The sequence below is a fragment of the Sphingopyxis terrae subsp. terrae NBRC 15098 genome, from assembly GCF_001598815.1.
GTDB classification, from domain to species: Bacteria; Pseudomonadota; Alphaproteobacteria; order Sphingomonadales; family Sphingomonadaceae; genus Sphingopyxis; species Sphingopyxis terrae.
Genome location: NZ_BCZQ01000006.1, coordinates 135652 through 162491, shown reverse-complemented (window position 1 = coordinate 162491; position 26840 = coordinate 135652). Strand labels below are relative to the sequence as shown.

The window sequence follows — 26840 nt, the reverse complement described above, 5'->3', positions numbered from 1 at the left end:
GCGGATGACCGAGCATCGCATCTATCGCATGAGCTTCGCGAAGGTTTACCCGCTGCTGGTCGCCAAGGCCGAACGCAAGGGGCGAACGAAGGCCGAGGTGGATCAGGTTATCGGTTGGCTCACCGGCTACAGCCAGCGGGAGCTCAAGGCGTTGCTCGCGGCCGGCACCGATTACGCCAGCTTTATCGCGGGCGCGCCGGCGATGAATGCGGCACGCACGCAGATTCGCGGCGTCATCTGCGGCGTGCGTATCGAAGAAATCGACGATCCGCTGATGCGCGAGATACGCTATCTCGACAAGCTGATCGACGAACTGGCGAAGGGCAAGGCGATGGACAAGATATTGCGGGCGCCCGTGCCATGACGATCGACAAGGTCAACCTCGCCGCAGCCTTTGCGACCTTCCACGATCACTGGAACCCGCGTGTCGCCGGCGACATCAATGATTTTCAGGTCAAGCTGGTCAAATTCGAAGGCAAGTTCGACTGGCATCACCATGAAACGGAAGATGAATTGTTTCTGGTGGTGCAGGGCCGGATGAAGATGGGCCTGCGCAGCGGCGATGTGATCGTCGGGCCGGGCGAATTCATCATCGTTCCGCACGGAACCGAACATTGTCCCGAGGCGCTGGACGGCGAGTGCCATGTGCTGCTGCTCGAACCGGGATCGACGCGCAACACCGGCACGGTCGAAACCGACAAGACGCGCCACAGGCTGGAAAGGATCGGCTGATGTTCACTGTCATTACCCCCTCGACCCATGACATCGGGGCCTTCGATGTGCGGCGCACGCTGCCGAACAAGGAGCGGACGATGGTCGGCCCCTTCATCTTCGTCGATCAGTTCGGGCCGGCGCATTTCGACATCGGGCAGGGGATGGACGTGCGCCCGCATCCGCACATCAACCTCGCCACCGTCACCTATTTGTTCGAAGGCGCGATCGACCATCGCGACAGTCTTGGCACTTGGGCGACGATCCGGCCGGGCGCGTGCAATCTGATGACCGCCGGGCGCGGCATCGTCCATTCGGAGCGCACGCCCGCGGCCGAGCGCGCGACCGGATCGCCGATCTCGGGCATGCAGACGTGGCTGGCGCTGCCCGACGGCAAGGAGGAGATCGACCCGGCGTTCGAGCATGTCGCCAAGGAGGATCTGCCGCTGGTCGAGGACGGCAAGGTGTCGGCACGCGTGATCATGGGGACGCTGTGGGGCGCGACATCGCCGATCACCCAGCACGCCGCGACCATCTATGCCGACATATTGATGGCGGCGGGGGCAAGTCTGCCGATCGAAGCGGAGGCCGACGAGCGCGCGGTGCTGGTCGCGATGGGCGATGCGACCCTCGATGGCGAAGCGCTCGACCGTTACAGCCTCTATATATTGAAGCCGGGGCAGGCGATGACGCTGCGCGCCGCCACCGACGCACGCGTGATGCTGCTCGGCGGCGAAGCCTTCCGCACCCCGCGGCACCTGTGGTGGAATTTCGTCAGCTCGTCGCGCGACCGGATCAATCAGGCGAAGCACGACTGGAAGAATGGCAATTTCCCGCTGGTCGCGGGCGACAGCGAAGAATTCATTCCGCTGCCCGACGCGCCCAAGACGCCGGGCTATCCGTGATCGATTGCGAGCTTGCAGGGCCTATATTTCGCGAGTCGCGCCGAACGACTTTTTTCACCGTCATCCCGGACTTGATCCGGAATCCATTGTTCCGACGCTGCGTGAATGGATCCCGGATCAAGTCCGGGATGACGAAAGGCGAATAGGCTCGCCTACCCCACTCCGTTCACCCTTCTACAAGCTCAGGGTGAGCGGGTGGGGAAGTGGCAATGTCCGCATTCGGTCCCAAAGCCGCCGTCAGCGCAGCCGTTCCAATATTCTTGCAAAAAGCCAATCCGCGTCACCGCCAGCGAAGCTGTGCGATGCGCTTTCGAGATGTTCGACCGGGATGTTTGCGGGCCGGCAATGCGCGATGAATGCCTGCGCGGTGCGGTCGCCGGTCGCGAGCAGGATCGTCGAGGGGCAAGCCAGCGCGGTCATCGCCGCGTCGAGCCGCGCGGCGAGGCTGTCGGGTGCGGCGGCTTGCGGCGTCCGTTTCATCGCCGACAGGCCGCGGACCAGTTTGCCGATATCGATCTCGCCCTTCAGCAGGCGCAGCAGGCTTTTCGGATCCTTGATCCGCGCCAGATAGCGTGCGCGGATCGCCGAGGCTGGCGGCAGCGCCGGCTGTTCGCCTGGATCTGGTTCCGCGTCATCATAAGTCCACGGATTGGCGAGGATCAGACCGTCGAGCGGGAGCGGCTGGTGCAGCAGCAGCGCGCTCGCCGCGTCGCAATTGCCGAAGGCAAGGATGCGGGTGACGTGCGGCGCAGCCGTGCGAAACGCGGCGATCGCGGCGGCGATGTCGGCGCCGCTGCGCGTATAGCCACCATTTTCGCCCTCGCTGTCACCGATCCCGCGGCGGTCGAAGCGAAAGACCGGATGGCCCGCCGCCGCGACCCGCTGCGCCAGCATCGCCATGCCGCGATGCGCGCCGCTGCGGATCTCGTTGCCGCCCGACACGATCAGCAGCCCGGTCGTTCCCGGCGCGTCGTCGAGGCTCGCGGCGAGCGCCGCGTCTTCGCAAAGGAAGCTCAGCTGATGCCGCATGTCCGGCTCCATGCGGCGATGTCGGCGGCTATAGCATCAGCCATGGCGGCGTCTTCGCCCGGTTCGGCGCGCAGCCACAGCGGCGTGCCGGCAATCGCTTCGTCGCCGCTGCCCAGCGCCACAGTGCGCAGCGGCGTGACCGCCTGCGGCTCGCTTGTCGCGAGGGACACGACCATCGCCGGCGACAGGCGATTGCCGGCGAGCAGCAAGGGCTCGCTTTTCGCTTGCTCCTGAAGGCTGTCGAGCGAAGATGTCACGCCCGCCTCGCGATCGGCACTGACGCGCGCGCGCAGCAGGGTGCGGAGCAGCGAGCCGCCGCCGACGGGCGCCAGCCGCCACCATGCTGCGGCCGCGGCCTGATGGTCGATCAGCGCGCCGCCGCGCAGCGCGGCGATAATTATCGGCCCTTCTATTTCACTGGCCACCTCGGCAAAGGCGCTCTGCCACCGGTTCAAATCGACATCGGCGAGCGCGACGGGGCTTTCATTCTGGCCCGGCAGGTCGGGAAGCACGGCGGCGAAACCTTGCGCGGCCAAGGCGCGCATCGCGCGTACGATAGTGCGGCGGCTGCGGTTCGCTTCCTCGAACAAGGGGGCCGCGAACAGGATCGTCGCGCGGGGCGTGCCGTCGGGCGCGATGCGAAGCCTATGCTCGTCCATTCGCCCCTCGCATGCCGGTCAGCCCTGAACCTTGCGTTCGGCGAAGCGCAGCAGATTGCCATAGGTTTCGAAGATTTCGCCGTCGACGTCGTCATCGTCGATCAGGATGCCGAGACGGTCCTCCATCTCGGTCAGCACGGTTGCGACGGCCATGGAATCGAATTCGGGCAGTTCGCCGAACAGGCCGCTGTCTTCGGTCAGCGCTGCCGCGCGTTCGTCGCCAAGGCCGAGGACGTCGGCGAGCAGGGCGCGAAGGGTGGCATCGACTTTATGGGCTTCGGTCATGTGTCTTTCCTGAGCAGCGAACGGGCAAAGGCCTTCAATGCCGGTCCCCATGCCGCGATGCGCCCGCGATTGAAACCCTCCAATCGCCACAAGGGCTCGTGCCGGTTCATCCAGTCGCGCTTGTAGGCGTCGTTGCCGGTGCCGAAATCGATACGGCGCACGCCATCGACCGCGATGACATGGCGGAACAGAGCCGCCGAAAGCAGGGTGCCGGGCGATGCCTTCAGACTGTCTTCGACATGCGCGAGCTTGTGGATGAAGGCGGTGCCGTCCTCGACCGTCCAATATTGCGCCGCCACCGCTGCGCCGTCGATCCGCGCCAGCCCCATGCGAAAGGTGCCGCGCGCGCTTTCGCTCTCGGCAAAGGCGCGGAGCAGCGCGGGGTCGCCCTCTTCGGGCTTCCAGCTCGCGGCGTAGATATGCTCATAGGCCGCCCAGGCATCGGCGTCGAATGCGGTCAGAATCTCGATCGCGACAATATTCTTTTTCGCCTTGCGCTGGACCGTGCTGCGCAGCGCGCCGGGGCGGGTGGCCCACCAGCCGTCATGATCGAGCCCCGTCAGGTCGAGCCAGTGGCGATCGCCCGCCGGCAACGCGCGCACCCACCAGCCGGCGGCGCGCATCGCGGCAGCGATGCTGTCCTTTTCGGCATCGGGCACGGGATAGAGCGTCAGGCGTGCGGCCTCGGTGCGGGCGCGTGCGAACAGGTCGCGCAGCGCGGCCATATGGTCGCCCTGGCCGGTATAAAGCGGGCGGATTGCAAAGCTGTACCAGTTGACGAGGCCCGCAAGCACGCTCGATTTTTCACGCCGAAGCGGCAGCCACGCCGCGGTTTCGCCTGCGAAGCCCGCCGCATCGAATCGGCCTTCTCCGGCAAATCCATGCGCGGCAAGCAGGTCGAACCATTGGGGACGGTCGAACGGTGAAGCATGACCCATGCCGCGCGCTGCGGCGGGCAGCTTGGCATCATTAGCGTGATGTTCACCGTTCCCATCCATGGTGCGGCGCTCTATCACCACTGTCCTAACAGCCGATGACCAAAGCCGAAAACCCGCCCTCATACCCCCTCGACCATCTCGCGCTGCGCGGCGCGGCCGATGCGCCTGCGCTGCTCATCGGCGACGCGCCGATGTCGTTTGCCGATCTCGATGCGGGTGTCGGCCGGCTAGCGGCATGGCTGAGCGCCGCGGGCGCCCGGCCCGGCGACCGGGTGGCGAGCTGGAGCGCAAAGACGCGCGCTGCCTGCCTGATGCCGCTCGCCGCGGCGCGCGCCGGGCTGATCCATGTGCCGGTCAATCCGCTGCTGAAGGCACCGCAGGTCGCGCATATTCTGGCCGACAGTGGCGCAGCGCTGTTGCTTACCAATCGCGCGCGGGCCGACATGCTGGGCGACGGCCTTCCCGGCGGCTGTGCGCTGCGCGATCTGACTGCGGTCGAGGCGGCGATCGACGGCCATCCGGAGCGCTTGCCCCCTTCGGCGGGCGATCCCGGCGATCTGGTCGCCATTCTCTATACCAGCGGATCGACCGGACGGCCCAAGGGCGTGATGCTCAGTCACGCCAATCTGTGGCTCGGTGCCGAGAGTGTCGCGACCTATCTGGCGCTTGGCGCCGATGATCGCGTGCTGGCGGTGCTGCCTTTCAGCTTCGATTATGGCCAGAGCCAGCTTCTTTCGGCCTGGTATGCAGGTGCGGCGGCGGCGCCGCTCGATTATCTGGCGCCGCGCGATGTGGTGAAGGCGGTGGCGCGGCACGGCGCGACGACGCTCGCCGGGGTCCCGCCCTTATGGGTGCAACTGGTCGAGGTCGATTGGCCGGTGGATGTCGCCGCATCGCTGCGCCGCCTTACCAACAGCGGCGGCGCACTGACGCCGTCGCTGATCGACGCGATGCGCGCGACTTTTGTCGAGGCCGATATTTATCCGATGTACGGCCTGACCGAAGCGTTCCGGTCGACCTGGCTCGACCCGGAGTTGGTCGCGGCGCATCCGACCTCGATGGGCCGTGCCATTCCGCACGCCGAAATTCTCGTCTGCCGCCCCGATGGCAGCATCACCGCCGATGGCGAAGCGGGCGAGCTCGTCCATTGCGGACCCCTCGTCGCGCAGGGCTATTGGCGCGATGCCGAACGCACCGCCGAGCGGTTCCGCGCAGCGCCTGCGGCATCGACGTGGGGCGGCACCGCTGTCTGGTCGGGCGACACGGTGCGCCGCGATGGCGATGGTCTGCTCTATTTCGTCGGCCGCGACGATGCGATGATCAAGACCGCGGGCAACCGGGTCAGCCCGACCGAGGTCGAGGATGCCGCCGTCGCCACTGGCATGGTCTATGAAGCCGTCGCCTTCGGCGTGCCCGACGCGCGGCTGGGCGCTGCGATCCAGTTGATCGTGCGCGGCAAGGCCGATGCGGACCGCGAGGCGTTCGCCGCCGAACTGCGCCGGACGCTCCCCAACTTCATGCAGCCCAAGGCCGTGGAGTGGCGCGAGGCGCTGCCGCGCAATCCCAATGGCAAGCTCGACCGCGTCGCGATCGCGGCCGAATGGGGTGCAGGGGTGGCGGCATGAAGCCGCACGGCCCGATCCCGCCCGGCTTTGCTGCTGACGCCGACGGCATGCTGCGCATCGGGGGCCGGCGCGCCGATGCCCTCGCCGAGGCCGCGGGCGACACGCCGCTCTTTGTCTATGACCGCGCGATGCTGACCGCGCGCGCCGCCGAATGGCGCGCCGCAATGCCCGGTGGGGTGCAGCTCCATTATGCGATGAAGGCCAATCCCTTCGCGCCGCTGCTTGCGCATATGGCGACCATCGTCGACGGGTTCGACGTTGCATCCGGCGGGGAATTGGCGCTGGCACTCGCGAGCGGCATGGCGGCCGAACACATCAGCTTCGCCGGCCCCGGGAAGCGCGACCGCGAACTGGAAGCGGCGATTGCGGCGGGCGCGACGCTCAATCTTGAATCGGCGGGGGAGGGGGCACGGGCGCTGGCCATTGCCGACCGTATCGGGACGCGGCCCCGGCTCGCAGTGCGCGTCAATCCCGACTTTGATCTCAAGGGATCGGGCATGAAAATGGGGGGCGGCGCCAAGCCGTTCGGGGTCGATGCCGACGCGGTGCCGGCGCTGGTCCGCACGCTGATCGATGCCGGCGCCGATTGGCGCGGCTTTCATATTTTCGCAGGATCGCAGGCACTTGATGCCGATGCGATCGCTGATACGCAGGCGCAGACGGTCGCGCTCGCGGCGCGGCTTGCGGAGGCGGTCGGCGCCGCCCCGCCGCTCGTCAACCTGGGCGGCGGCATGGGGGTTCCCTATTTCCCCGGCGACCGCGCGGTCGACGCTGCGACGGTCGGCGCGCGGCTAGCCGAAACGCTCGGCGCGCGAGGGGCCGCGCTGGCAGAGAGCGGCTTTGCGATGGAACTTGGCCGCTGGCTCGTCGCCGAGGCCGGGGTCTATCTCACGCGCGTCGTCGACCGGAAAGTCAGCCACGGGGAAACCTTCGTCGTCACCGACGGAGGACTGCATCACCAACTCGCCGCGAGCGGCAATTTCGGGACGGTGATCCGGCGTAACTATCCGATCGCGGTTGCCGGCCGGTTCGGCCGCGAGGCCGTCGAAACCGTGTCGGTCGTTGGCTGTCTGTGCACCCCGCTCGACCGGCTGGGCGATCAGGTTGGCTTGCCGCGCGCCGATGTCGGCGATCTGATCGCGCTGTTCCAGGCGGGCGCCTATGGCGCCTCGGCGAGCCCCGCTGCATTCCTCGGGCAGGGGCCGGCGCACGAGATGCTCGTCTGAACCTTACCGAACGCGGTTAAATTTTGTGCCGAAGCGGCACAATGTGCGACAAGCGCGGACACAACTTATCCCAATACTAACGGTATGTTCACCCTTTTCCAGCATGGCTGACCCTGACGCATTGGCTGTTGCTGCGGGGATTGGCGCCGCGGCGGCACCCGTCCGCTCGAAAGGTGAATTGAACATGACGTCCTTCCCCTCGCTTCGCGCCGCCCGCGCCGCGCTGATTTCCGGCATCGCCGCGACCGCGCTGACCGGGTGCATGGGGGCCGGCACCACCGCGCCGCAGCTTCCCAGCGCCAATTTCGTCGCGAACCAGGAAGGACCGGGCGAGGAATATATCATCGGGCCGCTCGACGAGTTGCAGATCTTCGTGTGGCGCAACCCCGAACTCGGCGGCAAGGTGCAGGTGCGCCCCGACGGCCGGATCACCACGCCGCTGATCACCGATATGCCCGCGGTCGGCAAGACGCCGACGATGCTTCAGCAGGACATCAAGCTCGCGCTCAGCCAATATATCACCGATCCCATCGTCAGCGTGATCGTCACCAGCTTCAACAGCACCTTCTCGCAGCAGGTGCGTGTCGTGGGCGCGACCGAAAAGCCGGCGTCGATCCCCTATCGCGCGAATATGACCGTCCTCGACGCGATGATCGCGGTCGGCGGACTCGGCGACTATGCCGCTGGCAACAAGGCGCGGCTCGTCCGCTTCGACAAGGGCAGCGGCAAGCAGCATGAATATGGGCTTCGCCTCAACGACCTGATCAAGCGCGGCGACATCAAGGCGAACGTCAAGCTTCAGCCGGGCGACGTCATCATCATCCCCGAAAGCATGTTCTGACGGCGCGCATGCGCCCCCGACCGCCACTGCCCAGCAAGGACTGACGACAAGCGATGAACGGCCTTTATGACGAATTCCGGGTTGCGGTGCACAGCGTCTGGACGCGGCGCTGGCTCGTGCTCGCGGTCGCCTGGGGCATTTGCATCCTCGGCTGGCTGGCGATCGCGTCGATCCCGAACCGCTATGACAGCCGCGCGCGCCTGCTCGTCGATGTGAACCAGATCCTGCCCGACGATGCGCAGGGCGGATCCTTTGGCGGGCGCCAGCAGATCGACCAGATTCGCGAAACGCTGACCAGCGCGCGCAATCTGGAGAAAGTCGCGACGACCACCGGCCTGATCCCGGCGGGTGCGGGCGAGCGTGAGAAAGCCGGTGCGGTCGCGATGCTGCAAAAGAATATCAAGATCGTGCCGCAGCAGGATAATATCTTCGAAATCACCTCTAGCGTCGGCATCGGCAGCCTGTCGGACGCCGACAATGCCAAGCTGGCGAGCGGTGTGCTTGACAGCCTGATCACCGTCTTTCGCGACGATCAGCTGCGCGGGGGGCGCGTCGATGCGCGCGAGGGGCTGAAATTCCTGGATTCGCAGATCGCTGACCGCGAAAAATCGCTGCGCGAGATCGAGGCGCGGCGCGCCGCGTTCGAGGCGCAGAATATCGGCCTGATTCCGGGCGGTGCCGGATCGCCCGCCCAGCGCGTCGATGCGGCGCGCGCCGAACTCAGCCAGATCGAAACACAACTGGTTGCGGCGCAGGCGGCGCTGGCGGCCGCCAACGGCCAGCTCGCCTCGACCCCCGCGACGGTGCCGGGCGCAGGCGGTGTCGGCGGCGGCGTCGCGCGGCAGCAACTTGCGGGCGCACAGAACGAGCTTGCATCGATGCGCGCACGCGGGCTGACCGACGCGCACCCCGATGTCATCGCGCTCAAGAGTCAGATCGCCTCGCTCAAGGCGCAGGCCGACCGCGAAGGCAATGGCGGTGGCGGCGGGATGCAGAACCCCGCCTATTCGTCGCTGGCCGCGATGCGCGCCGAGCGGCAGGCGACCGTCAGCGCGCTGTCGGCGCGCAAGGCGCAGCTCACTGGCGACATCGCGCGCATCACCTCGCAGCAGATCCAGAACCCGGGCATTGCCGCGGAATATGACCGGATCAACGGCGAATATACGGCGCAAAAGGCGCAGTATGACAAACTGCTCGCGCAGCGCGAACAGGTGCGGTTGCGCGGCGATGTGCAGACCGAAACCGACGCGATCCGGATCGAATTGCTCGATCCGCCGTCGAAGCCGACCAGCCCTGCGGCGCCCAATCGCCCGCTGTTCCTGACACTCGTCCTGCTCGCCGGGATCGGCGGCGGCATCGGCGCGGCCTTTGGCCTGGCGCAGGTGCGCACAAGCTATGCCACCGCCGCGAAGCTTGAGCGCGCGAGCGGACTTCCGGTCATCGGATCGATCACCGAGGTCGTGACGCCCGACCGGCATGTCGAGCGGCGCAAGCGGCTTGTCTGGCTTGCCGGCGGGGGCGCGGCGCTCGTCGGCCTCTATGCGCTGCTGCTGGTCGCCGAGTTCGTCCAGCGTGGCATGGTCGCGTGAGCGAGGAAAAGGACATGAACGACCAACGCCCCGTCAAGCGCCAGCCCTCGCTGCTCGAACGCGCGGCCGACATGTTCGGCCTTGACCCGGCGAAGCATGCGCCGACGATCGACGTCTCGCAGCTTCCGCCCGAACCCGAGCGCAAGGCGAAGAAGGCGAAGCCCGCTGCCGAAGCGCCGCAGCCCGAAATCCTGCCGCCCGATGCGCCGGCACCGGCGGTCGAAGCGACGCCCCCATCCACCTCCACGCCCGCGGCAAAGGCATCGCCGCGCAAGGAGGTGGCGCGCGCCGCCCCGGCGATCGTCGCGAACCGGCAGGGCAAGATCGATCGCGAGCGGCTCGCCGCGCGCGGGATGGTGGTACCTGGCGCGCCGGTCACCGGCATCGCGGAAGAATATCGTATCGTGAAGCGCGAGATCATTCGCAACTTCGCGGGCACCGCCAACCGTCCCGTCGTGCCGCGCGGTCACCGCGTGCTGATCGCATCGGCCAATCCGGGCGAGGGAAAGACCTTTACCGCGGTCAATCTGGCGCTCAGCCTTGCGGTCGAGGCCGATCACGACGTGTTGCTGATCGATGCCGACATCGCCAAACCCAGCGTCCTCGAAACGCTGGGGCTGCCCGATGGGCCGGGCCTGATGGACGCGCTGGCCGACCCGCATCTGTCGCTCGGCGACTGCCTGATCCAGACCGACATTCCGGGGCTGAAGGTCATGCCTGCCGGTACGCAGCATATGCACGACACCGAACTGCTCGCATCGGCCCGAACCGAGACGCTGCTCGCGCAGCTCGAACAGGGTGCGCCGGGGCGGATCATCATCCTCGATTCGCCGCCGGTTCTCGCCGCCTCGCCGGCCGCGGTGCTCGCGGGGCATGTCGGCCAGCTCATCATCGTGGTGCGCGCCGATCAGACGCTCGAATCCTCGCTGCGCGATGCGGTCGGGCTGATGGGCGGTTGCCCGCATATCCAGCTGCTCCTCAACGGAGTGAAATTCTCGCCGGGCGGCCGCCGCTTCGGCACCTATTACGGACAGGGAGGCGCGTCATGATGCGCGACCGGACTTATTTGCGCGGCGTGGCCGCGATCGCGGCGTTGTTGCTCGCCGGAACGGCGACGGGCGCGCAGGCCCAATGGTCGCAGGACAGCGGTTCCGGCTCGGGCTCGGGCGCAAGCGATGCTGCCCCGGCTTCGGGCGCTGCCTCCGGCGAAAGCGACCGCAAGGGCGGCAAGCGCGCCGAGAAGCAGAAGAAGCGCCGCCAGGTCGACGTCAGCCCCTATCTCGAGATCGGCCAGGTACTCACTGCCGAGCTCAAGAATGGCGGCGACGTGCTCACCTACACGACCGTAGCGGCCGGGGTCGATGCGGTGATCGCGACGCGCCGCGCCGAGGCGGCGGCCACGATTCGCTACGAACATCGCTTCGGCGAATCGGGCGGTCTCGGCGATGCAGACGTGCTCAGCGGTCTCGCGCGGGCGCGCCTCGAACTGATGCAGGGCTTCAATATCGAAGGCGGCGCGCTTGCGACCCGTGCGCGCGCCGACGGTCGGGGCGCCGACAGCGGCCTGTTCATCGGCGGCGCGAACAATGTCGCCAATCTCTATTCCATCTATGCCGGTCCGACGCTGACCAAGCGCATCGGCAACCTCGACTTCGGAGCCGGCTATCGTTTCGGTTATACGAAGGTCGACATCGATACACCCGCGGTGCTCGCACCGGGCGTTCCGGTCGGCGATGCCTATGACAGCTCGACGAACCATGTCGCCTGGGCCAGCCTCGGCCAGCGTCCGGGCGATCTGCCCTTCGGCTGGCAGGTTTCGGGCGGCTATGAGCGCGAGGACAGCAATCAGCTCGACCAGCGGTTCGAGGGCAAATATGCCCGCGCGGACGTTACGGTGCCGATCAGCCCCAGCGTCGCCTTGCTGGGCGGCGTGGGCTATGAAAAGGTCCAGATAAGCCAGCGCGATCCGCTGCTCGACACCAATGGGGTGCCGGTGCGCGATTCGAACGGCCGCTTTGTCACCGACACGTCGCAGCCGCGACAGCTTTCGTTCGACACCGACGGACTGATCTGGGATGCCGGCGTGATGTGGCGGCCCAGCCCGCGCACCTCGCTGACCGCGCGCGTCGGCCGCCGCTATGGCGACACGGTCTATACCGGCAGCTTCGCCTATCGTCCCGACGACAGGACGCTGTTCCAGCTTGGCGTTTATGACGGGCTTTCGAGCTTCGGGCGCGGGCTGACCACCGGGCTGTCGGCGCTGCCGACGCAGTTCGATCCGACACGCAATCCGATCAGCGGCGATGTGAACGCCTGCGTCTTCGGGCAGCAGAGTGGTGGATGCCTTGCCCCGCAGCTTGCCAATACGACGACCGCGCAGTTCCGCAGCAGCGGCGTGCAGGCGATCCTGTCGTCGCGCTATGGCCGCTGGAGCTATGGTGTCGGTGCGGGATACGACCGCCGCAAGCTGCTGGTGCCGACCGGATCGGTACTCGGCGCGATCAACGGCACGGTGGACGAGGCCTATTATCTTTTCGTCTCCGCCGGGCGCCAGCTCGATTCCTCTTCGGACCTCAGCATTTCGGGCTACCTCAACTATTTCGACAATGGTTCGCCCGGTGCGTCCGACGTCCAGTCGGCCGGTATCTCCGCGGCCTATTCGCGGCGCTTCTGGCGCGGCCTGACCGGAACGGCGGCGGCGGGGCTCAACGCCTTCGACCAGGATGGCTTCAACAGCCAGCTTATCGGATCGGCGCTCGTCGGTCTGCGTTACAACTTCTGATCCAGCACAACGGGATTACTGCGATGTACGATCAATTCTACGGCTTCACCGGACGCCCGTTCCAGCTGACGCCCGATCCCGCTTTCTATTTCGAGAGCGGAACGCACCGCAAGGCGATGTCCTACCTTGGCTATGGGCTGGCGCAGGGTGAAGGCTTCATCGTCATCACCGGCGATGTCGGCGCGGGCAAGACGACGCTGGTCGGCCATCTGATGAACACGATCGATCCGAACCGGCTGACCGCCGTCAAGCTGGTGTCGACACAGGTCGAGGGCGACGATCTGCTGCGCCTTGTTGCCGAACAATTCGGCATCGAATGGGAGGGGCAGAGCAAGGCCGAACTGCTGCGCGCGATGGAGCAATATCTGCGCGAACAGGCGCGCGCCGGGCGGCGCACGCTGCTGATCGTTGACGAGGGGCAGAATCTTGCGATCTCGGCGCTCGAAGAGCTGCGGATGCTGTCGAACTTCCAGCTCGGCGGCCATTCGCTGCTGCAGATTTTCCTGCTCGGCCAGCCCGAATTCCGCCAGACGCTTTTCCATTCGCCGACGCTGGAACAATTACGCCAGCGCGTGATCGCGACGCATCATCTCGATCCGATGGAACCCGAAGAGGTCGAACCCTATATCCTCCACCGCCTCGGCAAGGTGGGCTGGACGGGCAACCCGAGCTTCAGCCCCGACAGTTTCGAGCTGATGTATGATTATAGCGAAGGCGTGCCGCGCAAGCTCAACGTCCTCGTCAGTCGCCTGCTGCTGTTCGGCGCGGTCGAGGAACTCAACCGCATCAACGCGCAGCATGTTCGCAACGTGATCGCCGAGATCGAATCGGACCGCGGCATCGACGAGGCGAGCCTTGCGCCGTTGCCCGTCGAGGAAGTGGTGGCGCATGCTGCATCGGCGCGCGCGCCGCACGCCGCCCCACCGCACGAATGGCCGGTGGCAAGCGCAGAGCGCGCGCCCTTCGCGGCGCCGGCGACGGACGCCGCTGTGCCGGCAGTCGCGGCTCCGCAGGATACGGCGCAGTTCGATGCGCTGCGCGCGCAGATTTCGGCGCTCGAGACGCGGATTGCCGAACAGGACGAAGCGCTGCGCCGGGTTCTCGATCTGCTGATCGAATGGGTCGAGCGCGATCCAGATAATGCCCCCAACCCCGCAAAATCGCAGGTTTGGGCGGCCTGACGGCAGCGCCGATTTCGGCTATGCGACCGGCAGAGGTGATGGACGATGCAGAACGGCCTGTCGGTCGATGTCGAGGACTGGTTTCAGGTCGGCGCCTTTGAGCGCACGATCGATCGCGCCGACTGGCCGGCGCTCGAATGCCGGGTCGAGGCGAATTGCGACGCGGTTCTGCACCTGTTCGCCGAAGCCGGGGTTCGGGGCACCTTCTTCACGCTCGGCTGGGTCGCCGAACGCTATCCCGCGCTGATCCGGCGGATCGTCGATGCGGGGCACGAGCTGGCGAGCCATGGTTATGACCACAAGCGCGTGTTCCAGATGACGGCGGGCGAATTCGCCGCCGACCTTGAAAAGACGCGCGCCATCCTCGAAAATCTGGGCGGACAGCCCGTGCGCGGCTATCGCGCACCCAGCTTTTCGGTCGATATGCGCACGCCCTGGGCGCATGCCGTCCTTGCCGAACAGGGCTATGCCTATTCGAGCAGCGTCGCGCCGGTGGTGCACGATCATTATGGCTGGCCGAAAAGCCCGCGCCATGCGTGGCAGCCGCTTCCCGACAGCGCATTGATCGAATGGCCGGTGACGACTGCGCGCGTCGCGGGCCGTACGCTTGCTGCGGGCGGGGGCGGTTTCATGCGCCTGCTTCCTTATGGGTTCACGCGCTGGGCGATCGAGCGGATGAATCGCGAGGGACATCCCGCGATCCTGTATTTCCACCCTTGGGAGATCGATCCCGGTCAGCCGCGCGTCGCCGATGCGCCGCTACGGTCGAAGGTCCGGCATTATACTGGCCTCTCAGCGATGGCGGGTAAGTTGAAGAAGCTGCTCGACGATTTCGAATGGACGCGCGCCGATGCACTGCTCGCGGCGCAGCGGTATCGCGCCCGGCCGTGGCGCGCCGCGGCGTGAACGCACCGGTCAAAACGATGAGCGACGCCTTTGCCGGCGCGCCGCTTGCGGACGCGGCGGCGTGGGACGCCTATGTCGCCGCGCACCGCGATGCAACCCCCTTTCATACGCGCGCCTGGTGCGAAGCGATCACCAAGGCGGCGGGTCACCGCTGCCATCTCGTCACGGCGCGCGATGCGCACAGCGCGCTGACGGGGCTTGTCCCACTACACCATGTCCGCTCGCCGCTGTTCGGACAGGCGCTGGTCGGCAGCGGCTTTGCTGTCGACGGCGGACTGCTGGCGGACGATGCAGCGGTTGCCGCCACACTGGCCAAGGGCGCCGCCGACCTGGCCCGCGCGCTCGGCGTTCCGTCGGTCGAACTGCGCGGCGGCCCGCTGCCCGCAGGCGAGGGCTGGCGCTGCGAAGGCGACGTCTACGCCGGCTTCACGCGCGACCTCGCCGCCGATGACGAAGCCGAATTGCTCGCCGTCCCGCGCAAGCAGCGCGCCGAGGTGCGCAAGGCGCTGGCGGGCGATCTGTCGGTGACGACGGGGCGCGATGCCGCCGAGCGGCGCGACCATTACCGCATCTACGCGACGAGCGTTCGCAACCTCGGCACGCCGGTCTTTCCGAAGGCGCTGTTCGATGCGGTGCTCGACGCCTTTGGCGAGGATGCCGACATATTGACCGTGCGCGCCGACGGCCGGCCGGTGGCGAGCGTGCTCAGCCTCTATTGGCGCGGCACGGTGATGCCCTATTGGGGTGGCGGGACGGCGGCAGCGCGCGGGCTGCGCGCCAACGAGCTGATGTATTTCGCGCTGATGGGGCATGCCCGCGCGCGCGGCTGCACCCGTTTCGATTTCGGCCGTTCGAAGCTTGGCACCGGTCCCTTCGCCTATAAGAAGAATTGGGGTTTCGAACCCCGCCCGCTGACTTATGCGCGCTGGCTCGCGCCGGGCGAGGCGCCGCGCGACACCAACCCGAACAGCGCCAAATACCGGTTGCAGGTCGATCTGTGGAAGAAGCTGCCGCTGTGGGCGGCCAACCGCATCGGGCCGCTGATCGCGCGCGGATTGGGTTGACCCGCGCGATGGCCGAAATCCTGTTCCTGGTCCACCGCGCGCCCTGGCCGCCCGACCGCGGCGACCGGATAAGAAGCTGGCACATGTTCGAGGCGCTGCGCAAGCTGGCCCCCGTCCATGTCGCCGCGCTCGCCGACAATGTGGGCGAGGCGGAGACGGCGCGGACGAAAATGGCGCCGCTTTGTAAAAGCCTGTGCATCGACGCGCGCCGCGCTGCGCGGCCCATCGCGCTCGCGCAGGCGGTGCTGCGCGGCGAGCCGGTGTCGAACCGGCTGTTCTGCAGCAGCGTGGTCGCCTCTTACGTCGATGCCTTGCTGGCGACCGGGCGCATTACCCATATCGTCGCCTTCTCGGGCCAGATGGCGCAATTTCTTCCGGCGCGTTTCGACGGACCGGTCATCATGGATTTCGTCGACGTCGATTCGGCCAAATTTGCGACCTATGCCGAACAGGACAGGCGCCAGCCCATGAACTGGGTTCACCGGCGCGAAGCGGCAAAGCTCGGCGCCTATGAAGCGAAAGTCGCACGTTCGGTCGATACCAGCCTGTTCGTCAGCGAGGCGGAGGCGGCGCTGTTCCGGACGCGCAGCGGCCTTGGCGGCGACATCGCCGTCGCGGTCGAAAATGGCATCGACACCGACCGTTTCGACCCGGCGCAGGATTTCGCGGCGGTGGATGAAGGCGATGGACCGCTGGCGGTGTTCACCGGCCAGATGGACTATCGCCCCAATATTGACGCGGTGAGCTGGTTTGCGGCGGCGGTGCTGCCGCTGCTGCGCCAGCGCGAACCGCGCGCACGCTTTGCGATCGTCGGCCGCGCGCCGACCGAAGAGGTGCGGCTGCTCGCCCGGCTGCCCGGCGTCACCGTCACCGGCGAAGTCCCCGACGTGCGCCCGTGGCTCTCCGCCGCCGATGTCGTCGTGGCGCCGCTGCTGCTCGCGCGCGGGGTGCAGAACAAGCTGCTCGAGGCGATGGCGATGGCGCGGCCGGTCGTCGCGAGCGCCGCCGCCGCGACCGGGATCGACGCGGTCGACGGCGACCATCTGCTCGTCGCCGATGGGGCCGCGGCCATGGCGGACGCAATCGCCGGCGTATTTGGCGATCCGGGCGGTGCCGCGAAGATGGGTGCCCGCGCGCGTGACCGAATGATCGCGCGCTATGGGTGGGACGCGCGGCTGGAACCACTCGGCGACTTGCTGGGGCTTCCCGAATGACCGCCCGGCCGATCGCGGCGCTGCGCGGCTGGTCGCTGTGGCAGCGGCATCTGGCTGCGCTCGGCGCGCTCGCGGCGGCGATCCTGCTGCTGTTCGCGCGCGATGCCGCCGACATGGCAGGCATCTGGTGGCACAGTTCGACATTCACCCATTGCCTGTTGATTGTGCCGATGATCGGCTGGCTGGTGCAGCAGCGCTGGCCGCAGCTTCGCACGCTGGCGCCGGTCTGGTGGTGGCCCGGCGCCGTATGGCTGGCGGGCGGCGGCTTCGTCTGGTTGGTGGGCGAAGCGGCGGGCGTCGGCCTGTTCAGGCAGTTGGGGCTTGTCCTGATGTTGCAGGGCGCGGTCGGTGCTGCGCTCGGCGAAAACCTCGTGCGCGGGCTTCTCTTCCCGCTTGGCTATGCGCTGCTGCTCGTTCCCTTCGGCGAGGAATTGGTGCCGCTGCTCCAGACGCTGACGGCGCGGATCAGCGTCGTCCTGCTTCATCTCTCGGGGCTCGACGCGGCGATCGAGGGCGTGTTCATCACCACGCGCGCCGGCTTCTTCGAGGTGGCGGAGGCTTGTTCGGGGGTCAATTTCCTGATCGCGATGCTCGCCTATTCGGTGTTCGCCGCGAACCTCTGTTTCAAAAGCTGGACGCGGCGGATCGTCTTCGTCGCCGCGGCGCTCGCGACGACCGTCGCCGCCAATGCGCTGCGCGCCTATGGCACGATGGTCGCCGCCGAAATCTGGGGGATCGAGGCCGCGGGGGGCATCGATCATGTCTTCTACGGCTGGATATTCTTTGGGATCGTGATCCTGATCGTGATGCTGGTCGCAAAGCGATGGTTCGACCGGCCGGCGAACGATGTGGCGGTCGACATCACTGGGCTGGATGCGCCGCTGCGATTTGCCGGTCGGGCGCCTGCGGTATTGGCGGTCGCCTTCGCGCTGCCGCTCGCCTTTTCGGGGTGGGCCGCGCTGATTGGGGGCCGCGCCGCGCCGCTGCCCGCGACGATGGCGGCGCCGCCGCCGCCGGGCTGGCACGACGCAGCGAGCGAGGGCGCCGCGTGGCATCCGCGCTTCGACGGTGCCGACCGCCGGTTGGTCCGGCATTTCGTCGATGCCGCGGGACGCCGCGTGACAGTCGCGATCGGGGGCTATGAACGACAGGCCGAAGGCCGCGAGGTCGTCGGCTTCGGGCAGGGCGCGATCGACCCCGACAGCAAATGGGCGTGGAGCGCGGCGCTGCCCGCTGTCGATGGCGGCAAGACCGAGCGGCTGCTTCATCCTGGCCCGGTGCTGCGCGACGCGGCGACCTGGTATGTCGTCGACGGCCGCGCGACGGGCAGCGCGCGCGCCGCGAAATTGGCCGAACTCAAGGCGCGGCTGCTCGGCGGGGATCCGCGCGCGCTGGCGCTGATTCTGACGGCGGAGGAGCGCGCGGGCGGCCGCGATGCGATCGCCGATTTCCTTTCCGCGTCGGGCGGAGCGCAGGCGATGGCTGACCGCGCGCTGAAACTGCGCTAGGGCTGCTTCCTATATGTGTGGGATCGCGGGCATTTATCATCTGGAGACGGCCAAGCCCGTCGATCCCGCGCGGCTGCGCGCGATGCTGCATCCCATGAGCCATCGCGGCCCCGATGGGTCGGGCGAATGGACCGCACCAGGCGTCGGGCTTGGGCATCTGCGGCTGTCGATCATCGACATCGAAGGCAGCCCGCAGCCGATGGCGAGCGACGACGAAGCGGTGACGATCAGCTTCAACGGCGAGATCTATAATTTCCGGCAATTGCGCGCCGAACTCGAAGACCGTGGCCACCGCTTTCGCACCAGCGGCGATACCGAGGTGATTCTGGCGGCGTGGCGACAGTGGGGTCCGGATTGCCTGTCGCGGCTCAATGGCATGTTCGCCTTTGCAATCCACGACCATCAGCGGGGTTGCCTGTTCCTTGCGCGCGACCGGCTGGGCGTGAAGCCGCTGCATTTCGCGCAGCTGTCGGACGGATCGATCGCCTTTGCGTCCGAACTCAAGGGCCTGCTGCGGCATCCGCTGCTGCGGCGCGAGGCCAATCTGTCGGCGGTCGAGGACTTTCTGGCGCTGGGCTATGTGCCCGACGACAATTGCATCATGGCGGGCGTCAGCAAATTGGGCGCGGGCCATTATCTGCTGCTCGAACGCGGCAAGCCGTTTCCCGCCCCGACCTGCTGGTGGTCGCCCGATTTTTCGAACCGCATCCGCGCCAGTGAGGGCGAGGCGGCCGAGCATCTCGTCCATCTGATGCGCGCCGCGGTTACCGACCGCATGGTCGCCGACGTACCGCTCGGCGCCTTTCTGTCGGGCGGCGTCGATTCGAGCGCTGTGGTGGCGCTGATGGCCGAAGCGAGCGCGAAAGCCGTCAAGACCTGCACCATCGGTTTTGATCAGGCGGCGCTCGACGAAACCGCCTATGCGGCGACGATCGCGGACCGCTTCGCCACCGATCACCGCACCCGCACCGTCGCGGCCGCCGATTTCGCGCTGGTCAACCGTATCGCCGACATGTTCGACGAACCCTTCGCCGACGCGAGCGCGCTGCCGACCTATCGCGTCTGCGAACTGGCGCGCGAAGAGGTGACGGTCGCGCTGTCGGGCGACGGCGCCGATGAGGCGTTTGCGGGCTATCGCCGGCTGGTCTTCCATCATCAGGAGGAACGGCTGCGTTCGCTGATCCCCGCCGTGCTGCGGCGCAATCTTCTGGGGCCGCTCGCGCGCGTCTGGCCGCAGATGGACTGGGCGCCGCGCCCGCTACGCGCCCGCGCTACGCTTGCCAGCCTGTCGAAGAGCGGCGCCGAAGGCTATGCCGAAGCGGTCGGCGTCACCGGCCCCGACCAGCGCGCGCGCCTGTTCAACGATGCCGCGATCCGCGCGCTCGGCGATCATGTCGCGGAAACGCGCTATTGGCAGGCGATGGCCGAGGCGCCGGCGCGCGAACGGCTCGACCGCGCGCAATATGCCGACCTCAAGATCTGGCTGCCCGGCGACATTTTGACGAAGACCGACCGGATGAGCATGGCCGTCAGCCTCGAGGCGCGCGAGCCGCTGCTCGATTACCGGCTCGTCGAATTCGCCGCCTCGCTCCCCGCCGCGATGCGGGTGAAAGGCGGGACGGGGAAAGCGATCCTGAAACAGGCGATGGAACGCTATCTGCCGCACGACATATTGTACCGGCCCAAGATGGGGTTCGTGACGCCGGTGTCGCACTGGTTCCGCGGCGCGCTGACCGAACAGGCGCGCGCGCTCGCCCATTCGGGGACGCTCGCGCGGACGGGTTGGTTCGACATGGCGGAGATCGAACGCGTTGTCGCCGCGCACCAGTCGGGCCGCCGCGATCATGGGCGGCTGATCTGGCAATTTTTCATGCTGGAAAAGTCGCTGGCGAAGCTTTTTGGTATCTAGTTTCTCGGCGGCGCGCGTGGTGCGAAGCCGCTGAATCGCCACCGCTTCTTAACAACTCGCTGCTAGGCTCGCCGCCGATGACGGTGCATCCCGCCTTTCCGACCCATGCCGCCGAAGCCGCGCCGCTGACCGTTCGTGTTGTCGATCCGCTCGCGCTGTCGGACGATCTTGCCGCGGCTTGGGACCGCCTGGCCGCGGCGGCGAGCGAGCCCAATCCCTTCGTCGAACGCTGGTGCCTGCAATCGGCGCTGCACCTGCTCGATCCTGAGCGGCAGGCGCGGCTGGTGATGGTGATGACGGGCAGCGACGGGCCGCTGATCGGCGTAATGCCGCTGGCGCCCGCCGCACGCTACGGCCCGTTGCCGCTCCGCCATGTTGTCGGCTGGGCGCATCCCAATCATTTTCACGGCGCCCCGCTGGTGCGCGCGGGCTGCGAAACGCTGTTCTGGTCGATCCTGCTTGGCTGGTGCGATGCTGCGCCGTGGGCGCAAACGCTGGTTCAGGTGCCGCGATTGACCGAAGACGGCCCGCTGCATCGCGCGCTGGCCGAAGTCGTGCGCGGTCGCGGCGACGAGGCCGAAGCCGTCCACCGCGAGGAGCGCGCGCTGCTCGAAAGCGACCTTTCGCCGGGCGCCTATTGGGAAGCCGCCATGCGCGGCAAGAAACGCAAGGAATTGCGGCGCCAGGCCAACCGCCTTGCCGAACTGGGGCCGCTGACATTTCGCCAGTGGCGCAGCGGCGACGCGATCGAGGGCTGGATCGATGCCTTCCTCGACCTCGAAGCGCGCGGCTGGAAGGGGCGCGCCGGATCGGCGCTTGCGAGCCAGAGCGAAACCGAGGCCTGGTTCCGCGCGATCCTTGCCGCAGCGGCCGAGGCGGGCCGGCTCGACATGCGCGCGCTCGATCTTGGCGAGCGGCCGATCGCGCTGCTGATCAACTTCGTGGCGCCGCCCGGCGCCTTTTCCTTCAAGACCGCCTTCGACGAGGAATATGCCCGCTTCTCGCCCGGGGTGCTGCTTCAGCAGGCGAATCTCGATATCCTCGCCGACGCGCGCGTCGCATGGGTCGACAGCTGCGCGGCGCCCGATCATCCGATGATCGACAGCGTCTGGCGCGAACGGCGCCGGTTGGTGTGGATCAACGCGCCCCTGTCGGGCGCCTCGGACCGCTGGCGCTTTCGCGCGCTGGCGCGTGCCGAGAAAATCTGGCGCCGCCTGAAGCGCGCCGCCCCCAAACCGCCGATCGAACAGGATCCGTCATGACCGCGCAATCCGCCGACCAAGTTCGTGTCTTTCCGCCCGAAACGCTGGAGCGTATGACCGCGCTCTATCCGGCGCAGGCGGGGCTGCTGCACCACCACCTGCCCGACCATCCCTTGCTCTCGCTCGATGCGCTGGCCGCGCTCGCCGACACTTTGCCGGGGTCGCAGGTCGAATATAATCCGGGCGATCTGCCTGTCGGTATCCGGCCCGAGGATGTGCCATCGAACGGGCTGTCGATTGCCGAAACGATCCGCACCATCGATAGCAACCGCAGTTGGGCGGTGCTCAAGAATATCGAAACGGTCGATGCCTATCGCACGCTGCTGATGGATCTGCTTGGCGAGCTGGAACCCGTCGTTTCGCCGCGGACGGGTGCGATGCTGACGCCGCAGGGGTTCGTCTTCATCTCGTCGCCAGGATCGATCACGCCCTATCATTTCGATCCCGAGCACAACATCCTGCTCCAGCTTCGCGGCAGCAAGGTGATGCACGTCTGGCCCGCGGGCGACGAACGCTTTGCCCACCGGATTGAGCACGAACGCTACCACACCGGCGGTCACCGCAACCTGCCGTGGGAAGATGGCTTTGAAGGCGCCGAACAGGCGGTCCCGCTCGCGCCGGGCGATGCGGTGCTGATGCCGGTGATGGCGCCGCATTATGTCCGCAACGGCGACGCGCCCTCGATCTCGCTCTCGATCACCTGGCGCAGCGAATGGAGCTACCGCGAATCCGAAGCCCATGCCGCCAATGCCGCGCTGCGCCGGATGGGGCTGAACCCCGCAATGCCGCCACGCTGGCCGAGCTATGCCTGGGCAAAGACCGTCGGCTGGCGCGTCGCGCGCAAACTGAAACTCGTGTCCTGACGCCACCGCGACAGATGGCTTTCAATTGCGCGCATTTGGAGCTATGGGCGCGCATCCTTAAATTTCGAGCCCATAGAGGATAGATGGCGAAAGAAGAACTTCTCGAAATGCGCGGCCAGGTGGTCGAACTGCTGCCCAACGCGATGTTCCGCGTCCGGCTGGAAAACGACCATGAAATTCTGGGCCATACGGCCGGCAAGATGCGCAAGAACCGCATCCGCGTTCTGGTGGGCGACGAAGTGCTCGTCGAACTCACCCCCTATGACCTGACCAAGGGTCGGATCACCTATCGCTTCAAGTGAGTGGGGCGGCGATCTTGCCCGCACCGTCGCTCGTGCTCGCATCGACGTCGCCGCGTCGGCGCGAGCTGCTGGCGCGCATCGGTCTCGAGCCGGCGCGCATTGCGGCTCCCGACATCGATGAAACCCCGCTGAAGGGCGAACTGCCGCGCGCCTATGTCGCGCGCCTCGCCGAGAGCAAGGCCCGCGCCGTCGACCGCTCGGCGGACGAGGTGGTGCTGGCGGGCGACACGACCGTCGCGGTCGGGCGCCGCATTCTCGAAAAGCCAGCCGACGAGGCCGATCTGCGCCGGATGCTCGGTCTGTTGTCGGGGCGGCGCCATCATGTCTATTCGGGGGTTTGCGTTGTCGCGGCGGATGGCCGCCCGCGCGTTCGCGTCGCCGATACCGTCGTCGCCTTCAAACGGCTGACGCCCGCCGAGATCGACTGGTATGTCGCGAGCGGCGAGGGGATGGGCAAGGCCGGCGGCTACGCCATCCAGGGCAAGGCCGAGATGTTTGTGCGCTTCCTTTCGGGCAGCCATTCCAACGTCGTCGGCCTGCCGATCTTCGAGACGCGCGCGCTGCTGACGAGTGCCGGAGTGCCACTTGGCTGAGTGGCTATACGAAGCCGGCATCGGCGAGGCGCGGGCCGCATTGATCGAAGACGGTCATATTATCGAGGCGCGGATCGAACGCGAGGGCGAGCGGCCGCGCGTCGGTGCTATTATCACCGGGCGGTTGATCGAACCGGGGGTGGTGCGGCTCGACCTGCCGGGCGACCCCGTCGCGACCGTGGCGGCAAGGGGCGTTCCGCTCGGCACGCGGCTGGCGGTCGAGATCATACGCATGGCGCTGCGCGAGCGCGGCCGCGACAAGCCCGCGCGCGGCCGGCTTAGCGACGCCGCGCCAGATGACGGCCCCGACCTGCGCGCGCGCATCGCCGCGAGCGGCCTGCCGGTGACCGACTTGGCGCCGACCGGCCCCGACCGGCTCGAGGACGCGGGCTGGTCCGATCTGATCGATCATGTCCGCACCGGCCACTGGCCGTTCGCCGGCGGCGCGCTGTGGGTCGATGCCACGCCCGCGATGCTGCTCATCGACATCGACGGCGATGGCGATCCGCTGGCGCTGGCACAAGCCGGCGCCGCCGCTGCGGCGCATGTGGTGCGCTGCTGCGACATCGGCGGTTCGATCGGCATCGATTTTCCCTCGCTGCCCGGCCGCGCCGAGCGGCAGGCGGTAGATGGCTGGGTCGATGCGTATTTCCCGCAGCCGTTCGAGCGCACCGCGACCAACGGGTTCGGCTTTCTGCAGATCATCCGGCGCCGCGAGCGCCCGTCGCTGATCGAGCAGGTTCGCTTCGATCCCGTGGCGACCGATGCCGCGCTGCTCTTGCGTCAGGCCGAGCGCGCGGTTGGTGCCGGACCGCTGCAACTCACGGCGCGACCGGCCGTTGCCCAATGGATCGGCGCGCACCCGCACTGGGTCGCGATGCTCGAACGGCGCGCCGGGCGCGCGGTCGCGATCGCCGCCGATGCGCAAGTGAAAGGAACGGGCCATGCCCAGTAATGCCGCCGCCCGATCGCGCCGCTGCCCCTTGTGCGGCAAGCCGCGCGACGAGACCTACAAGCCCTTTTGCAGCCGCGGTTGCCGCGACCGCGACCTCAATCGCTGGTTCGACGAAGGCTATCGCGTACCGGTCGATCAGGCGCCCGACGGGGGCCTCGACGGCGACCGTTTCGAGGATGAATGACAGGACAAAATTTGCGCAACAAAGGCTCTGGACAGGATCGAAACCCCTGCCTATAGCCGCCGCTCCCGAACAGGCCGCACGGCCTTGTGGAGCCCGTGCCCGGGTAGCTCAGTTGGTAGAGCATGCGACTGAAAATCGCAGTGTCGGTGGTTCGATCCCGCCCCCGGGCACCACGGTCCCTCGGCGACCGTTCCGGAACATCTTGAAACCGGCATGATATTTCTCCGATGGCTGGCGTGGCTCTTTGGCGCGGCGGGGCGCGCCATGCCGCTCGGTTCCGATCGGAAAATTCCCGGCCGGCCTTCTGTGGGCGCGTGCATGGCGCGATCTCTCAGGCCGGCGCGTGGGGGTGCCATGCGGCAATCGCTTGCCAAGGCCCTGGCGCGCGGCTAAAGGCCGCCCATTCGGACAGATGCGCCGTTTTCCTTCCGCCTTTCGCCGACATGCTCGGGGAGGGTGGGCGGACTATTGCCTGAAGCCGTGTTTGACGCGGCGGGGGCGGCAACCCATCTGGCCGTGAACTGAGACGCATGAAGGACGGGACGATCGATATGGCGAGGCCCAAAATTGGCGAATTCGTCAACCAGGTAAAGGCGGAAGCCGGCAAGATCGTGTGGCCGACGGGCCGCGAGACGATGCAGACGACGATCATGGTTCTGATCATGACGATCCTGCTGTCGCTGTTCTTCTTCGGCGTCGACACGGTATTCAAGCTGATCGTCGGCTGGCTGACGTCGCTCGCGGGCTGATCCGCGCTTCACACCCAATTTCAGGACAGGACACGCACAGATGGCGCGCTGGTACATCATTCACGCCTATTCGGGTTTCGAGAACAAGGTTCGCGATTCGGTCGTCACCGAAGCCGAGCGTCTGGGACTCAGCGATTTCGTCGAGGCGGTCGAAGTGCCCGTCGAAACGGTGACCGAGGTCAAGCGCGGCAAGAAGGTTCAGTCCGAACGCAAATTCTTCCCCGGCTATGTGCTCGCCAAGCTGACGATGACCGACGATGTGTATCACCTCGTCAAGAATACACCGAAGGTTACGGGCTTCCTGGGGTCGTCGGGCAAGCCCCAGCCGATCAGCGAAGCCGAAGCCGCGCGTATCCTGAACAGCAAGGAAGAAGCCGCCGCGCGCCCGAAGACCGAGATTCGCGTAGATTACGAAATCGGCGATCAGGTCAAGGTGCTCGAAGGCCCGTTCGCGAGCTTCAACGGCGTGGTCGAAGAACTCGATTTCGACAAGGCGCGCGTCAAGGTCAGCGTATCGATCTTCGGCCGTGCGACGCCGGTCGAGCTCGATTTCGAGCAGGTCGAACGGATGAAGTGATGGCCGTGGGCCGTCGCTTTTCGCAGCACTGGATAATCGCATGAGTCTGAGTCAGGACGAGATTCAGGCTCGCGTTGCGCGCGCACGCGAAATCAACGCGGGTGTTTCGGCCGAGAAGGTCGTCGCGGCGGTCGCGCGGCTGTTCGATCTCGACCCCGTGCCCGGCGTCGAGGATGAATTTACCTATCCCGCCCTAGCGACCACCGCGCGCGACCGGATTTTCGGCGGGCAGGTCATCGCGCAGGCGATGTTCGCGGCTTCGCGCACGGTCGAGACCGGAAAGCAGGTGCATTCGCTCCACGCCTATTTCCTGCGCGGCGGCGACGAGACCAAGCCGCTGCACTTCCGCATCCACCGCGATTTCGACGGGCGCAGCTTTTCGAACCGCCGTGTCGTCGTGCGCCAGGACGGCAAGGTGATCTTCAACCTGACCGCATCGTTCCAGATTCCGGCGAAAGGGCTGTCGCATCAGGTGCCGATGCCCGACCTGCTGCCGCCCGAGCAGTGCTGGGACTTCACCGATTTCATCGCTGCCGATCCCAATATTTCGGACCGCCACCTTGCCCATATGGCGCGGCGGCGGCCGTTCGAGGTGCGCAGCTATCGCCCCCCGGCTTCGGCCAAGGCGACGCAGCATTATCAATGGTTCCGCGTCGCCGCACCGATCGGCGACGATCCGCTGCTTCATCGCGGTTTCCTCGCTTTCGCATCCGACATGGGGCTTTTGTCGTCGGCGATGCTGCCGCACGGCGTCAACTTCTGGACGCCCGGTCTGGTGTCGACCAGCCTCGATCATGCGATGTGGTTCCACGACGATATTCGTGTCGACGACTGGTTCGTGTTCGTGATGGACAGCCCGTGGACCGGCGGTGACCGCGGGCTGTGCCGCGGGTCGATCTATCGCCAGGACGGCACGCTGATCGCAACCGTGGTGCAGGAAGGCCTGGTACGCTATCGCCCGGATGCCGCGCGATAGCGATTGC

General features: G+C 67.0%; 28 protein-coding genes and 1 tRNA gene. 25 read left to right on the top strand and 4 right to left on the bottom strand.

The window, feature by feature from the left end:
• The first annotated feature begins 4 nt into the window (after positions 1-4).
• Genes STE01S_RS05535 through STE01S_RS05525 form a run of 3 tightly spaced genes read left to right on the top strand, consistent with a single transcriptional unit; the run spans position 5 to position 1616 of the window.
• Positions 5-364: a DUF2200 domain-containing protein gene (locus STE01S_RS05535; RefSeq protein ID WP_062765666.1), complete on the top strand. Its 360-nt coding sequence runs from the start codon at positions 5-7 to the stop codon at positions 362-364.
• A complete protein-coding gene (locus STE01S_RS05530; RefSeq protein ID WP_218016970.1) occupies positions 361-732 on the top strand; it encodes a cupin domain-containing protein in 372 nt (123 codons plus the stop codon). The genes STE01S_RS05535 and STE01S_RS05530 overlap by 4 nt, the downstream gene beginning before the upstream one ends.
• Entirely contained in the window at positions 732-1616 is an 885-nt protein-coding gene (locus tag STE01S_RS05525) for a pirin family protein (protein ID WP_062765663.1), read from the top strand. The genes STE01S_RS05530 and STE01S_RS05525 overlap by 1 nt, the downstream gene beginning before the upstream one ends.
• Before the next feature lie 237 nt (positions 1617-1853).
• Here STE01S_RS05525 and STE01S_RS05520 read toward each other — a convergent pair whose 3' ends face one another.
• Genes STE01S_RS05520 through STE01S_RS05505 form a run of 4 tightly spaced genes read right to left on the bottom strand, consistent with a single transcriptional unit; the run spans position 1854 to position 4527 of the window.
• The gene (locus tag STE01S_RS05520; protein ID WP_062765841.1) at positions 1854-2645 is read right to left on the bottom strand and encodes a hydrolase 1, exosortase A system-associated; all 792 of its coding nucleotides are present in this window, start codon (positions 2643-2645) and stop codon (positions 1854-1856) included.
• The gene (locus STE01S_RS05515) at positions 2630-3304 is read right to left on the bottom strand and encodes an alpha/beta hydrolase family protein (protein WP_062765660.1); all 675 of its coding nucleotides are present in this window, start codon (positions 3302-3304) and stop codon (positions 2630-2632) included. Before STE01S_RS05515 ends, STE01S_RS05520 begins: the two co-directional genes overlap by 16 nt.
• A gap of 18 nt (positions 3305-3322) precedes the next feature.
• Positions 3323-3589: an acyl carrier protein gene (locus STE01S_RS05510; RefSeq protein ID WP_003049034.1), complete on the bottom strand. Its 267-nt coding sequence runs from the start codon at positions 3587-3589 to the stop codon at positions 3323-3325.
• Complete coding sequence (locus STE01S_RS05505; protein ID WP_255265886.1) at positions 3586-4527, bottom strand: GNAT family N-acetyltransferase; 942 nt, start codon at positions 4525-4527, stop codon at positions 3586-3588. The genes STE01S_RS05510 and STE01S_RS05505 overlap by 4 nt, the downstream gene beginning before the upstream one ends.
• A 95-nt stretch (positions 4528-4622) precedes the next feature.
• Between STE01S_RS05505 and STE01S_RS05500 the strand changes: the two genes are divergently transcribed.
• From STE01S_RS05500 to STE01S_RS05395, 22 genes are all read left to right on the top strand, one after another.
• On the top strand, positions 4623-6152 hold the full coding sequence (locus tag STE01S_RS05500) for an acyl-CoA ligase (AMP-forming), exosortase A system-associated (RefSeq protein WP_062765654.1): 1530 nt from the start codon (positions 4623-4625) through the stop codon (positions 6150-6152).
• Positions 6149-7378 (top strand): pyridoxal-dependent decarboxylase, exosortase A system-associated, encoded by a 1230-nt coding sequence (locus STE01S_RS05495; RefSeq protein WP_062765652.1) that lies wholly within the window; start codon positions 6149-6151, stop codon positions 7376-7378. Before STE01S_RS05500 ends, STE01S_RS05495 begins: the two co-directional genes overlap by 4 nt.
• Positions 7379-7562: 184 nt before the next feature.
• On the top strand, positions 7563-8219 hold the full coding sequence (locus STE01S_RS05490; protein ID WP_058812850.1) for an XrtA/PEP-CTERM system exopolysaccharide export protein: 657 nt from the start codon (positions 7563-7565) through the stop codon (positions 8217-8219).
• Positions 8220-8272: 53 nt separating this feature from the next.
• Entirely contained in the window at positions 8273-9808 is a 1536-nt protein-coding gene (locus STE01S_RS05485) for an XrtA system polysaccharide chain length determinant (RefSeq protein ID WP_062765649.1), read from the top strand.
• A 14-nt stretch (positions 9809-9822) separates the two neighbouring features.
• Positions 9823-10857 carry an AAA family ATPase gene (locus STE01S_RS05480; RefSeq protein WP_062765838.1) on the top strand — a complete coding sequence of 345 codons (1035 nt, stop codon included), beginning with the start codon at positions 9823-9825 and terminating at the stop codon, positions 10855-10857.
• Positions 10854-12590: a hypothetical protein gene (locus STE01S_RS05475; protein WP_062765647.1), complete on the top strand. Its 1737-nt coding sequence runs from the start codon at positions 10854-10856 to the stop codon at positions 12588-12590. Before STE01S_RS05480 ends, STE01S_RS05475 begins: the two co-directional genes overlap by 4 nt.
• Before the next feature lie 23 nt (positions 12591-12613).
• On the top strand, positions 12614-13771 hold the full coding sequence (locus tag STE01S_RS05470; RefSeq protein WP_062765644.1) for an XrtA/PEP-CTERM system-associated ATPase: 1158 nt from the start codon (positions 12614-12616) through the stop codon (positions 13769-13771).
• Positions 13772-13816: 45 nt separating this feature from the next.
• The gene (locus STE01S_RS05465; RefSeq protein ID WP_062765641.1) at positions 13817-14677 is read left to right on the top strand and encodes an XrtA system polysaccharide deacetylase; all 861 of its coding nucleotides are present in this window, start codon (positions 13817-13819) and stop codon (positions 14675-14677) included.
• 17 nt (positions 14678-14694) lie between these two features.
• The gene (locus STE01S_RS05460) at positions 14695-15741 is read left to right on the top strand and encodes a FemAB family XrtA/PEP-CTERM system-associated protein (protein ID WP_062765835.1); all 1047 of its coding nucleotides are present in this window, start codon (positions 14695-14697) and stop codon (positions 15739-15741) included.
• Between the two features lie 8 nt (positions 15742-15749).
• Entirely contained in the window at positions 15750-16955 is a 1206-nt protein-coding gene (locus tag STE01S_RS05455) for a TIGR03087 family PEP-CTERM/XrtA system glycosyltransferase (protein WP_062765638.1), read from the top strand.
• Entirely contained in the window at positions 16952-18463 is a 1512-nt protein-coding gene (xrtA, locus tag STE01S_RS05450) for an exosortase A (protein WP_062765635.1), read from the top strand. Before STE01S_RS05455 ends, xrtA begins: the two co-directional genes overlap by 4 nt.
• A 13-nt stretch (positions 18464-18476) precedes the next feature.
• Complete coding sequence (locus tag STE01S_RS05445) at positions 18477-20372, top strand: XrtA/PEP-CTERM system amidotransferase (protein ID WP_062765632.1); 1896 nt, start codon at positions 18477-18479, stop codon at positions 20370-20372.
• Between the two features lie 77 nt (positions 20373-20449).
• Positions 20450-21634 carry a GNAT family N-acetyltransferase gene (locus STE01S_RS05440; protein WP_058812872.1) on the top strand — a complete coding sequence of 395 codons (1185 nt, stop codon included), beginning with the start codon at positions 20450-20452 and terminating at the stop codon, positions 21632-21634.
• Positions 21631-22497, top strand: coding sequence for a cupin-like domain-containing protein (locus tag STE01S_RS05435; RefSeq protein ID WP_062765629.1), 867 nt, complete (start codon positions 21631-21633; stop codon positions 22495-22497). Before STE01S_RS05440 ends, STE01S_RS05435 begins: the two co-directional genes overlap by 4 nt.
• Positions 22498-22580: 83 nt before the next feature.
• Positions 22581-22799, top strand: coding sequence for a translation initiation factor IF-1 (gene infA / locus STE01S_RS05430; protein WP_003049127.1), 219 nt, complete (start codon positions 22581-22583; stop codon positions 22797-22799).
• 14 nt (positions 22800-22813) lie between these two features.
• Positions 22814-23392, top strand: a complete 579-nt coding sequence (locus STE01S_RS05425; protein ID WP_062765626.1) for a Maf family protein — start codon at positions 22814-22816, stop codon at positions 23390-23392.
• Positions 23385-24347 (top strand): hypothetical protein, encoded by a 963-nt coding sequence (locus STE01S_RS05420; RefSeq protein ID WP_062765623.1) that lies wholly within the window; start codon positions 23385-23387, stop codon positions 24345-24347. Before STE01S_RS05425 ends, STE01S_RS05420 begins: the two co-directional genes overlap by 8 nt.
• The gene (locus STE01S_RS05415; RefSeq protein ID WP_003049134.1) at positions 24337-24531 is read left to right on the top strand and encodes a DNA gyrase inhibitor YacG; all 195 of its coding nucleotides are present in this window, start codon (positions 24337-24339) and stop codon (positions 24529-24531) included. Before STE01S_RS05420 ends, STE01S_RS05415 begins: the two co-directional genes overlap by 11 nt.
• 97 nt (positions 24532-24628) lie before the next feature.
• Positions 24629-24704: transfer RNA gene (locus tag STE01S_RS05410), tRNA-Phe, on the top strand.
• 378 nt (positions 24705-25082) lie between these two features.
• The gene (secE, locus tag STE01S_RS05405; RefSeq protein ID WP_040590458.1) at positions 25083-25280 is read left to right on the top strand and encodes a preprotein translocase subunit SecE; all 198 of its coding nucleotides are present in this window, start codon (positions 25083-25085) and stop codon (positions 25278-25280) included.
• Between the two features lie 40 nt (positions 25281-25320).
• Positions 25321-25857: a transcription termination/antitermination protein NusG gene (nusG, locus tag STE01S_RS05400; protein ID WP_003049140.1), complete on the top strand. Its 537-nt coding sequence runs from the start codon at positions 25321-25323 to the stop codon at positions 25855-25857.
• A gap of 40 nt (positions 25858-25897) precedes the next feature.
• Positions 25898-26833: an acyl-CoA thioesterase gene (locus STE01S_RS05395; protein ID WP_062765620.1), complete on the top strand. Its 936-nt coding sequence runs from the start codon at positions 25898-25900 to the stop codon at positions 26831-26833.
• Positions 26834-26840 lie beyond the last annotated feature (7 nt).